We start from the raw sequence: 11,556 nt of genomic DNA, 5'->3' as shown, positions 1-11,556 counted from the left end.
TGTAAAATATTTGATGGATTCTTGTTACACTTTTATTTTACGGGGAGGTTCCTTTTTTTTCAACCTCTTTCTTTTTTTATTTCAGGAATGCTCCTAATATACCTTTTGGATAATTATTGTTGAATTCTTTCAATTTATTTATAAAATCATTATTTATCATTTTTTTCCAAAAATTTGGGACTATTTTAAAATTTTCATTCATATTTTCTGATAATGAAATTCTATTTCCTATAATTTTAAAACTTTCTTTTTCTACTATCGAATATTTAACATCTTCTGTTCCCGATATTTCAAGGGATAAACTTAACTTAGGGAATATATTTAAAATTGCTTTATTATTTTTTGCTTTTATTGGAGGAATACCATGCACACTTTTAAAAGCTTTATTAAATGAATTTGGGGAGGCATATCCATATTTATAAGCAATATCAATGATTCTTCCTTCATCTTTTTGTATATCGAAGGCAGCTAAAGTCATTTTTCTATTTCTTATATATTCACCCAAAGATAAACCAGTTATGTATGAAAAAACTTTTTGAAAATGATAATAAGAACAGCAAGATATTTTAGAAATTTCTTCATGAGAGATCTCAGAATTCAAATTTGATTCTATATAGTTTATTACATCATTTAAAATGTTTATCCAATTCATTTTGCACCTCCAAAATAGAGTTTAGCATAATAAAAAATTTATATCTTATCTTTTTTTGTTCATTTAGGTGAGATTATTTATAAAAAAATCCGTTATAATTTAAAAATTATAACGGAAATTTTTTTATTTTTGCTCAATTGAAGCCAATATTAAGTTAAATGATGTTTCATATATAATATCTTCTCCTCTAACTTCATTATCCGTATAAGGAATATATATATCTGGTTTAATTTCGTATTCTTCTAGTATTTCTTTATAATGATTTAAATACATTAAATAAGGAAATTTCAAAATAATATCATCAAACTTAATATCAAAAGTTTTACCTATATTCATGATAGTATTTCTACCTATTACTTTTCCAATACTATTATTTTTAAAGTAATATATGAAAAGATCACTTGAATTATAGTTTATATTATCTATTATAAGTATTACAGGATTATCATATTTATTATTTGAGGGTTCATAATTTAGTTTAATATCCGGATAAAATTCTCCATTGAATTCTATATCATTTGGATAATCATTAGAATTTCTCCCGAATATATGTAAAAATTCAGAATTTTTAATTCTTTTATATAAAAATTCATCATTTGTATTCATGAACTTCGATAATAACAAAAACATATTTTTTTCATTGCTCTTTTCAGAGTTACCCCTTATATCTATTATCAATCCTTTAGTTCTTTCAAGTTCTATATTTTGAATGAAATCTTCAAAATTTTCATCTTCAAAAGAACCTATTTTTAGATAACCGATATCTTTATCAAATATTTCAAAATTGTTTTTTGTTGAATTATAAGCATATTCATTTATCATAAAAGAATTATTTTTAAAATATATATCATTTGGATTGTACTTTTGAGAAATAGTATATTCATTTTGCTCTGAATCTTTTAATGTTAGAGTTGAAGAATCATATTTTTCATCTTTAATATAAAAATTATAAAGATTAAAAATTTTTTTTAATATTAAATCTTTACCATTTTTGACTTTTCCATAATAAGTTTTTGAAGAGATTTCTTGGATGATTTCGTCTATTGGAATATCATCTATTTTTAATAAAGTGTCACCTATTTGTATATTATCCTGAAATTCTATTGCATGAATATTATAAGCTTCTATTTTTATATCATTTCCAAATTCCTTTAATTTTATTGGAAGGGTTAAATTATAAAAGTTGTCATGATTCGAATCTATTTTAATATTTGAATCATTTAAAAAACTAATCATTTCATTCAATAAATACATTTTTTTATCTTCATTATCAGTATTTTTTATTTTATCGATATAAAAATCAGATAAATCTTTCCAATCGAAATCATATTTCTTTTCTTTTAAGTTCAAATAAGGATAATCGCTCTGAACTATATCTTTTACAAAATAATATAAATAATCGTCCTTATATTTATTTTTATAATCATTTATTATTTCATATTTTTCTTTTTCAAAGAATTCTTTTAAAGCTTTTTCTTTTGATCCAATATAAAATATTCTTTTATCAGATATTTTTATAAAACCTGCAAAAAAGATAAGAAAAATAGTTATAAGTAATATCAAAAAAATTATTGATAAATAAATGGTTTTCTTCATTTTTTAATCTCCTAACCTAAATCTTTATAATTTTATTTTTAAATTTAATTTATTCAAAGAAAATACTATTAATATTGCTATTATAGCACTTCCAATAAATTGAGTTATATTCCAAGGTATTTCAAATATAGGTATTATAGAATTTCCATATATGAATATTCCACTTATATAATAACTCATCACCATCCAAAGACCAGAAATAATTATACCTAAAAAGGTATTTAAATTAAATAAATCTTTATCCCTTTTTCTAAAAATTGATATTAGTATAAAACTTAAAATTGGGATTATTATAGATATATATAGAAGTATATTTTGTATCTTTTTTATTGTCGAATCAAGGTTTTTGATGTTATCTAAACCAGTTTCATTTATTATTTTTTGTGAATAATTTAAATCATTTTTTATATCGATTTTTAAGTTATTTAAAGATATATAAATAATTGAACTAAATAATATCCATATTATAATTCCCAATATTGTCATAATAAATGCAATGTTTTTAGATTTTTTCTTTGTGAATAGACCAATTATTCCTGCCATTATAGATTTTATTATTAAAGTTGGTAATGCCCAAAATGCATAACCTCCAATTAAATCAGCCATGGAGGCACCCAATCCGCCAGATATCATTCCTGTTTTCCATCCAAATATTATGGATGCTATAAATATCATAGAATCTCCAAGATGAATATAACCATTGGTTATTGGAACTGGTATCTTTATTAAAAGTGTTGATATAAAAACTAATGCCAACATCATTGATGTATAAGTTAATTTTTTTGTTTTCAAAATAAACACTCCTCATTTATTTTATATTTTAGATTTGAAATATAAATTTTAAATAGTTATTCTATCTTTACCAAGTTTTTTAGATTTATAGGCTCTTTTATCGGCTAAATCTAAAAGTTCTTTATATTTTGATGTTTCAGAGGAGTCAGCAATTCCTATTGAAAAAGTTATATTTGAATTTATTGAAGAAGTTTTTTCAATAAATCTTTTAATTATATCTTTAGATTTATCTTTTTTAATATTATTAAATATAAATACAAATTCATCGCCACCATATCTATAAACTCTATCATTATCTCTTATATTATTTTTAAATAGTTTAGAAATTTTTTTCAATATTTTATCTCCTTCTAAGTGTCCATAATTATCATTGAAGGATTTGAAATTATCCATATCAAAAAAAGCAATAGATATATTTTTCTCAGCTTTTTCAAATAAATTTAAATCTGAAAATAGCTTTGAATGATTATATAATTTAGTTAATCCATCTCTTTCAGCTATATTAATAACCTCATTATATTTATAAGAATTTTCTAAAGTTATAGATGCTAATTGAGTCAATACAGTCAAAATATTTAATTCTTCTTTTGTAGGTCTAAGACCAGATTCTGGTTCATCACAAGATATATAACCAATTATATCATTCATATCATTTTTTAAAGTTATTAACAATAAATCATCATATCTCCATAGATTAGATGGTTTTAAACTATCATTTATATTTACTTCATTTCTTAAAGAAAAAAGATAATCTTTATCATTGCCATTATTTGGGATGAAATAAGTTTCAAGATATTTGTTTGAGATATCGAGTAAATTCATTATTTTATCTATACTAACTCTTTTATTTTTTATTTTATTAAAATCATTTTCGCTCAAACCTTTTTGAGTTATTCTTTCAACAGTATTTTTTTTAAAATCGAACATACTTATTAAAACATGTTTATATTTCAACTGCGAATGAATAATTTTTGCAATTTCATCCAAAACAAAATATTCAGTATCTTTTACACTGAACTGCTTTAAAATATTTGAGAATTTTAAAGTTATTTCATTAAATTTTTGAAGTCTTTGATTTTTTATTATTTCATCATTTTTTTCATTTTTTAATTTAATCAATAAATAATATAAGATAGATAATAATAAATTTACTGTTATCAGAGCTATTTTAATTATATATTGATCTGAAATTAAATAGAAATATGAAAAAGGTATCAAAGTTAAAAAATGTAAGTATTCTAATAAAAAAATATTAAAATCAAAAGTTTTTAAAGTATTCATTATTATGGAATTAAATATTTTTGATAAAGTCAAAAATAAAAATATTGAGAGAATTCCATCAAATTTATAAGCTATGATAGCCGATAATATATAAGTGTTATAGTATACTAAAAATACATAGAGCCTACCATTTAAAGAACTCTTTTTTAATCTAAAAAAAGTTATAAAAGAATTTAAAAATACATATGGCAATCCTAAAATGAAGGAAAATGTAAATCCAACAATATTGCTAACAAGTCTTCTATCATATCGCCAATATATTTTTAAATTATCCGATATATAAGTTATTAAAAATAATGGTATTAAATATTTAAACTCTATATTAAATTTTTCAAATGGAATATAAGAAGTCAATAATATTCCAGTTATGATTAAAATATAATAAACAACTTTTTTTCGTTTATCCATATATTCACCTTTTGCTTTTAGGAGTTAATAAAATTATAACATAAAAATACGATTGATATTGGAGGAATTTTATGAAAAAATTATTTTTTTTACTAATTCTATTGAACTGTTTTACTTTTGCTTATTCTAACATATTTGAGTCAAAAGAATCATTAAAAATGGTTTATGATGAATCACTTCCAGATGGAATAAATAAGAGTAAAATGCTTTATAATAAAGAAAATTTTTATGTGGAATGGATAGGAAATGAAGATAAATATAAGGTCTATCATGATAATGAAAAGGTTAATAAATTAGAATATATATCAAAAGATAGTCATTTCATTCTCGAAAGAAAAGAAAATAAAGTATTTCTAATGGGAGAAAAAGAAAATAAAAAAATAGAAAAAGAATTTATATTAGATGATTTACCATGGTTTCAAATTTATGGATATTCTTTATCTTTAATAGATTATAGTTCTGATAATATATATTTTTGGACATTTAATCCTCAAGACTTAAATTTTAAGAAAATGTATGTATATTTCAATTCTTTTGAAAATATTCGAATAAATAATAAAGACTATAACACAATGAATATAAAAATGAAAATAGATGGATTCTTATCTACTTTTTGGACTGGAGATTTTTGGATAGATTCAGAAGATAAAATTTATCTTAAATATAAAGGATTGAATATATACCCAAAATTATATACAACTGAAATAATTTTTAATAGATTTGAATAAAAAATAATCACTATAAGATTTTGCTTATAGTGATTATTTTTGATTATATTTGAATATTATCAAATAATAGTGATTAAAGAACAAAAAAAGCTTTTTTGTATCAAATATTATGTTTTTATTAGAAAGATTATTGATTAGGGATTTTTTGCCACATCATTATGGAAATACAACGTGAGTATTTAATTGTATTTAATATATGAATATATTAAAATATCAGATGAATGAATAATTTTAGTTAGGAGGATATCAATTGAAAGAATTAATAAAAAAAGAAAATATAAAGGTTAATGTAGACGTATCTAATTGGGAAGATGCGATTAGAGTATCTGGAGAATTATTAGTTAAGAGTAAGAGTATAAGTAAAAAATATGTTGAAAATATGATTGATTCTGTTAAAAATTTAGGTCCATATATAGTTATTGCACCAGGAATAGCAATAGCCCATTCAAAGCCCGATAATAAAATAGTATATAAGTCTGATATAAGCCTTATAACATTAAAAAAACCTGTAGAATTTGGAAATAAAAAAAATGATCCTGTTAAGCTCGTATTTTCTTTTGCGTCGAAGGAAAGTGAAGGGCATTTACAAAACCTATCAAAAATAGCAGATCTTTTAGAAAAAGAAGGTTTTGTAGAAGAAATATCTGAATCTTCTGATGAGAATGAAATATATAATTTATTAAATAAAATTTAAGGAGGAATAATTTATGTCAAGAATTAAAGTTATGGCAGTTTGTGGATTTGGAGTTGGATCTTCAATGATTTTAAAGATGAAAATAGATGAAGTTGCAAAAAGTAATGGAATAGATGCGGAGGTTTTTACTTCTGATGTTGGTAGTGCATCTTCTACAACATGCGATTTAGTTTTTACATCTGAAGAACTTGGAGAAAGTTTAAAAGAAAAGATGAATGTACCAGTTATAATAATAAACAATTTTTTAAATAAAAAAGAAGTTGAAGAAAAGGGATTAGAAATAATGAAGGAACTTTCTAAATAAAAATAGGGGAGGAAGAAGATTATGGCTGTTATAAATTTTATAATTAATCAAATTTTTAGAGAACCTGCTATATTTTTAGGGATTATATCTTTTGTAGGTTTGCTAATTCAAAAAAAATCATTTTCAGATCTAGTTAAAGGTACTATGAAAACGATAATAGGTGTGGTAATATTAACTCAAGGAACAACTATACTTGTAAATTCAATATCACCTTTATCAGAAGCTTTTAATGTATTGTATAAAATAGATGGTGCGGCAACTATGAATCCTATGGGAACAGATAAATTTTTATCAACATATGGTTCTCAAATAGGATTGGCAATGGTATTAGCTTTTGCAATCAATTTAATCGTTGCAAGATTTACAAAGTTAAAGAATGTTTTTTTAACAGGACATATGCTTTTTTGGTTTCCATTTGTTTTCACCGCTGTTGGCGTTGAATCAGGATTAAAAGGTGCTGGATTAACTGCTTTTTCAACTATTTTGACGGCGATATATATAATAGTTACTCCAGCTTTGATCAAACCATTTGTAAAGAATGTTACTGGTGATGATTCATTTACATTGGGTCATCCAACAGTGGGATTATCATTGATTTCAGGATATCTTGGAAAATTATTTGGAGATAAGAGTAAATCTACAGAAGATATAAAATTTCCAAAACAATTGGATTTTTTAAAAGAGATCACAATAACTTCTTCTATAGTAATGTTTTTTGTTTATATAGTTGTAGGATTAATGATAGGGGCAGATAGAGCCAGTGTATTTGGTGCTGAAAAAAGTCTTGTTATATTTGCTATTATGCAAGGAGTATTATTTGGTGCTGGATTAACGGTTCTCTTAATGGGTGTAAGAATGATGCTTTCAGAAATAATACCGGCATTTAAGGGAATATCTGATAAGGTTATACCTAATGCTGTACCAGCATTAGACTGTCCAATAATATTTCCATACGCTCCAAATGCTGTAATAATAGGTTTCGTTGTATCAATGATAACATCTATAATAACTCTTGTTATAGTTGGAAAAGCAGGTTTATTTAATTATGCTGTTTTACCGCTTACAATAACTTGTTTCTTTGAAATAGGTACAGCTGCAGTAATAGGTAATGGTACTGGTGGTAAAAGAGGAGCTATAATTGGTTCAGCTGTTGCTGGAATAATTATGATATTCTTAGTAGGTTTCTCTGTTCCTATATTAAAAAATACAATATCTGAATGGATATTAATCTTTGGAGGTAATGATTTCTCCATATGGGCATTAATTTCTAGTGGAATAGGTAAGATTTTTGGTATGTAATATTGTAGGAGGTTTTTTAATGAATGATTATATTTCTTTATATATGAATCATATACGCGAAATAATAGATAAAGTTGAAAACACACAAAAAGATACTATAAAAGAAGTATCAAAATTATTTAGTAAAACAATAATGAATGGAAATACTCTATATGTTTTCGGTGCTTCTCATGCAGGAATAATAGCAGAAGAATTGTTCTACAGAACTGGCGGTCTTGCTTTAATAAATCCTATATTCAATTCTTCAATAATGTTAAATACAAGACCTGTTACTTTAACTTCTAAAATGGAGAGACTTGAAGGATATGGAACAGAAATACTTAGAAGTTCTAATATAAAAGCGGGAGACACAATATTAATTCACTCCGTTTCTGGAAGAAATCCAACTGCTATAGAAATGGCTATAGAAGCTAAAAAAATAGGAGCCAATGTAATTGCACTCACAAATATAGAATATTCTTCTAAAGTAAATTCAAGACATTCTTGTGGTAAAAATCTTTATGAATTAGCCGATATAGTTATAGATAATTGTGGAGATTTTGAAGATTCAAGCATGAAAGTTGAAGGTTTGGAACAAAAAGTAGGCCCTACATCTACTGTTATAGGAGCTTTAATAGTTAATTCAATAGTTTTGGAAACTGTCAATGATCTTATAAAAAATGATGTTGAACCACCTGTTCTTCACAGTGCAAATGTTGATGGTGGAGATGAATTTAATAAAAGAATATTTGAAAAATATGGAAATAAAATACATTATTTATAAAATTTATCTATAAAACAAAAAACTGTCCTTCTAATTAAACTCTTAGTAGGACAGTTTTATTTTTAGGGTGATATTATGATTATAAAAAAAAGAGTTTATGATATTATAGAATTTTTATTTGATAAAGAAGAGTATACTACTATAAAAGAAATATCTGAACATTTCAAAATAAGTATGAGAACTGTTAGATATGATATAGAAAAGGCTGAAGAATTAGCAAAAAAATATGATTTTAAAATATATTCAAAACCTGGTAGTGGAATAAAAATAATCTCTGAGAATGATACAAAAGAAAAATTTTTGAATAGAAAAGAAGAAAAAGAAGAAGATACACTTTATTTTTCAAAAGAAGATAGAAAGCAAATAATTCTTTTCAAACTTTTTCAAAGTTCTGAACCTATTAATATTTCAGATTTAGAAGAGGAATTATTGATAAGTTCTTTTACAATAAAAAAAGATCTTGAAGAAATAGAAAAATGGTTGAATAAAAGAAATTTAAAATTAATAAGAAGAAGAAATTTTGGCATTAAAATAAAAGGAAAAGAAGTAGATATTAGACATGGTATAACATCATTGCTCGACGAAACGAGTAGTGAAGGAGATTTATTATCTTTTTTAAATAAAATTCAAAGTAAAAAATTTGATGAAAATAATTTTTTTAATGAATTTGATAAATTAATTGGAAATATTGATATGTTTAAAATAGAAAAAAATATAAAAAAGATGCAAAAAGATTTGAATTTTAAAATGGTTGATTCAGATTATGCAGCACTTATGATACATATAGCTCTCGCAATAATGAGAATAAAAGAAGGTAAAGATATAATAATAGATGAAAATCAATTAAAAAATCTTATAAAAGAAAAAGAATTTAATATTGCCCGAATACTTGCAAAAAATTTAGAATATGATTTTAATATAAATATTCCAGAATCTGAGATAGGGTTTATAACTTTTCATCTTTTGGGATCAAAAAAAAGAGAAATAAAGAAAACATATATATCAGATTATGATAACACAAGAATTATGGCAGAACAAATGTGTAAAATAATAGATGATTATTTTAAAATAGATCTAATAAATGATCAAGAGCTAATAAATGGCCTTTCACTTCATCTTGATGCGGCAATAAATAGAGTTAAGTATAACTTACCATTGAATAATCCATTGCTTGATGAAATAAAAACCAAATATGAAGAAATTTATAAAGCATCTGAAATTGCTTCGAAAGTCATATTTACCAATTTTGAAAATGAAATAGCGGATGATGAAATTGGATATATTGCACTTCATTTTGGTGCTGCTATAGAAAGAAATTATACATATAATTTCGATAAATTAAAAGTGTTGCTCGTTTGTTCAAGCGGTATAGGAACAACAAATATTCTTAAAAGCAGAATAAAAAATATATTTGGTGAAGATATAGAAGTATTAGATACTATTTCATATGTTGATATACCGAACTATTTTTTAAAAGATGTAGACATAGATTTAATAATAACAACTATTTCAATAGAAGAAGAGAACATAAAAATTCTAAAAGTAAATCCTCTTCTACCTGAAAAAGAAATAATAGAGATAAAAAACATATTAAATAAAAGAAAAAGAGTTTTAAAGAACAAAAATGATTTTAATAAAATAGATTCAAAAAAAATAATCAATATAATAAAAAAATATTTTAATATCGATAAAGACTTAGAAAAAAATATAAAAGAAGATATAGACAATGAAATAAATAAAAAGAAAATATTAAAAAATGAAAAAAATTTGAATTTTGGCCTTGAGCATTATATAAGTTTAGATACGATAAAAATAACTAATAAAATACTTTCTTGGGAACAATCAATAAAATATGCCGGCGAAATACTTTTAAAAAATGATAAAATAAATAAAGAATATATACAAAAATCTATAGATATAATAAAAGAAAAAGGACCATACTCAGTCATATCACCAGGTATAGCTTTGATTCATGCATCTCCACAAGATGGAGTATTAGAGACGGGGTTTTCCTTTTTGATTTCAAGGCAAGGTATAAAATTTAATTCTAAATATGATCCTGTGTATTTTTTAATAATGCTTGCAGCAAAGGATAAAATAAGCCATTTAGAAGCACTTGGCGATTTAATAAAAAGTATGAATGATGATGATTTTATCAAAAAACTTTTAAATTCAAAAAATAAAAATGATGTTTATAATTATATCATGAGACATAAAAATGATTTACTTTGATAACATAAATAAATATAAATTAATCATCACTTAAATCAAATTTGTTAAAATTTATATGTACAAAATATAGTATAAAGGATGATGAAAAAAATGAATTTAATTGCAGATTTACATATGCATACATTAGCCTCAGGTCATGCATACAATACTTTGATGGAAATGGTAAAAAAGTCAGCTGAAAAAAAATTACAAGTAATAGCAATTACAGATCATGGACCACAAATGCCTGGTGCATCGCATGAATACTATTTTGGAAACTTATTAATATTGCCAGATTATATATATGATGTTAGAGTTTTAAAAGGATGTGAAGCAAATATTTTAAATGATGGAAGTTTAGATTTGCCAGAATATAGACTTGAAAATCTTGAATTTGTAGCGGCGGGTATACATCCAGAAGCTGAATTTGATTTAACTGAAAAAAAAGATATAACAAAATCTATGTTGGCTACGATAAACAAAAGTTATGTTAAAATGATTACACATCCAGATAATCCAAAGTTTCCAGTAGATTTTGACGAAATTTCTCATGCGGCATATGAAAATAATGTGATTCTCGAATTAAATGCGGGATCTTTTGATAAATTTAAAATCGGTAGAAGAGGTGTTGAAGAAGTAACTTTGAAATATCTTCAAGCCATAAAAAAATACAATGTAAAAATTTCTATAAACTCTGATGCACATTATATAGATGAAATAGGTAGAACATCGGGATTAGAGAAACTTGTTCAAAAAGTTGGTATAAAAGAAGAAAATATATTAAATAATAATAAAGAAAGACTTTTAAAATATTTAAATTTAAAATAA

11 protein-coding genes are annotated in these 11,556 nt (G+C 23.8%); 7 read left to right on the top strand and 4 right to left on the bottom strand.

Going from position 1 to position 11,556, the window contains the following annotated elements; translation table 11 throughout:
• Window positions 1-76: 76 nt before the first annotated feature.
• The 4 genes from PWP28_RS09355 to PWP28_RS09340 form a co-directional block, all read right to left on the bottom strand.
• Window positions 77-652 carry an AraC family transcriptional regulator gene (locus PWP28_RS09355; RefSeq protein WP_308644626.1) on the bottom strand — a complete coding sequence of 192 codons (576 nt, stop codon included), beginning with the start codon at window positions 650-652 and terminating at the stop codon, window positions 77-79.
• A gap of 123 nt (window positions 653-775) precedes the next feature.
• Window positions 776-2,248, bottom strand: coding sequence for a S41 family peptidase (locus PWP28_RS09350; RefSeq protein ID WP_109604297.1), 1,473 nt, complete (start codon window positions 2,246-2,248; stop codon window positions 776-778).
• Between the two features lie 24 nt (window positions 2,249-2,272).
• Window positions 2,273-3,040: an ECF transporter S component gene (locus tag PWP28_RS09345; protein WP_206050523.1), complete on the bottom strand. Its 768-nt coding sequence runs from the start codon at window positions 3,038-3,040 to the stop codon at window positions 2,273-2,275.
• A gap of 48 nt (window positions 3,041-3,088) precedes the next feature.
• Window positions 3,089-4,729 carry a GGDEF domain-containing protein gene (locus PWP28_RS09340; RefSeq protein WP_308644625.1) on the bottom strand — a complete coding sequence of 547 codons (1,641 nt, stop codon included), beginning with the start codon at window positions 4,727-4,729 and terminating at the stop codon, window positions 3,089-3,091.
• Between the two features lie 71 nt (window positions 4,730-4,800).
• Between PWP28_RS09340 and PWP28_RS09335 the strand changes: the two genes are divergently transcribed.
• The 7 genes from PWP28_RS09335 (at window position 4,801) to PWP28_RS09305 (ending at window position 11,556) form a co-directional block, all read left to right on the top strand.
• The gene (locus PWP28_RS09335) at window positions 4,801-5,457 is read left to right on the top strand and encodes a hypothetical protein (RefSeq protein ID WP_308644624.1); all 657 of its coding nucleotides are present in this window, start codon (window positions 4,801-4,803) and stop codon (window positions 5,455-5,457) included.
• A gap of 250 nt (window positions 5,458-5,707) precedes the next feature.
• Window positions 5,708-6,151, top strand: a complete 444-nt coding sequence (locus tag PWP28_RS09330) for a PTS sugar transporter subunit IIA (protein ID WP_308644623.1) — start codon at window positions 5,708-5,710, stop codon at window positions 6,149-6,151.
• Window positions 6,152-6,164: 13 nt separating this feature from the next.
• A complete protein-coding gene (locus PWP28_RS09325) occupies window positions 6,165-6,455 on the top strand; it encodes a PTS sugar transporter subunit IIB (protein ID WP_109605901.1) in 291 nt (96 codons plus the stop codon).
• Between the two features lie 21 nt (window positions 6,456-6,476).
• Window positions 6,477-7,754, top strand: coding sequence for a PTS ascorbate transporter subunit IIC (locus PWP28_RS09320; protein ID WP_206050591.1), 1,278 nt, complete (start codon window positions 6,477-6,479; stop codon window positions 7,752-7,754).
• 19 nt (window positions 7,755-7,773) lie between these two features.
• Window positions 7,774-8,517: a sugar isomerase domain-containing protein gene (locus tag PWP28_RS09315; protein WP_109605897.1), complete on the top strand. Its 744-nt coding sequence runs from the start codon at window positions 7,774-7,776 to the stop codon at window positions 8,515-8,517.
• Window positions 8,518-8,592: 75 nt separating this feature from the next.
• Window positions 8,593-10,749 carry a BglG family transcription antiterminator gene (locus PWP28_RS09310; RefSeq protein WP_308644622.1) on the top strand — a complete coding sequence of 719 codons (2,157 nt, stop codon included), beginning with the start codon at window positions 8,593-8,595 and terminating at the stop codon, window positions 10,747-10,749.
• A gap of 90 nt (window positions 10,750-10,839) precedes the next feature.
• Entirely contained in the window at window positions 10,840-11,556 is a 717-nt protein-coding gene (locus tag PWP28_RS09305) for a phosphatase (protein ID WP_158274888.1), read from the top strand.

Source organism: Oceanotoga sp. (genome assembly GCF_030445905.1).
GTDB classification, from domain to species: domain Bacteria; phylum Thermotogota; class Thermotogae; order Petrotogales; family Petrotogaceae; genus Oceanotoga; species Oceanotoga teriensis.
This window is presented reverse-complemented; position numbering and strand designations above follow the sequence as displayed.

Excerpts from the sequence above, each read along its gene's own strand:
- PWP28_RS09355 (WP_308644626.1), bottom strand. The coding sequence starts at position 652 with ATGAATTGGATAAACATTTTAAATGATGTAATAAACTATATAGAATCA.
- PWP28_RS09350 (WP_109604297.1), bottom strand. The coding sequence starts at position 2,248 with ATGAAGAAAACCATTTATTTATCAATAATTTTTTTGATATTACTTATA.
- PWP28_RS09340 (WP_308644625.1), bottom strand. The coding sequence starts at position 4,729 with ATGGATAAACGAAAAAAAGTTGTTTATTATATTTTAATCATAACTGGA.
- PWP28_RS09335 (WP_308644624.1), top strand. The coding sequence starts at position 4,801 with ATGAAAAAATTATTTTTTTTACTAATTCTATTGAACTGTTTTACTTTT.
- PWP28_RS09325 (WP_109605901.1), top strand. The coding sequence starts at position 6,165 with ATGTCAAGAATTAAAGTTATGGCAGTTTGTGGATTTGGAGTTGGATCT.
- PWP28_RS09320 (WP_206050591.1), top strand. The coding sequence starts at position 6,477 with ATGGCTGTTATAAATTTTATAATTAATCAAATTTTTAGAGAACCTGCT.
- PWP28_RS09315 (WP_109605897.1), top strand. The coding sequence starts at position 7,774 with ATGAATGATTATATTTCTTTATATATGAATCATATACGCGAAATAATA.
- PWP28_RS09310 (WP_308644622.1), top strand. The coding sequence starts at position 8,593 with ATGATTATAAAAAAAAGAGTTTATGATATTATAGAATTTTTATTTGAT.
- PWP28_RS09305 (WP_158274888.1), top strand. The coding sequence starts at position 10,840 with ATGAATTTAATTGCAGATTTACATATGCATACATTAGCCTCAGGTCAT.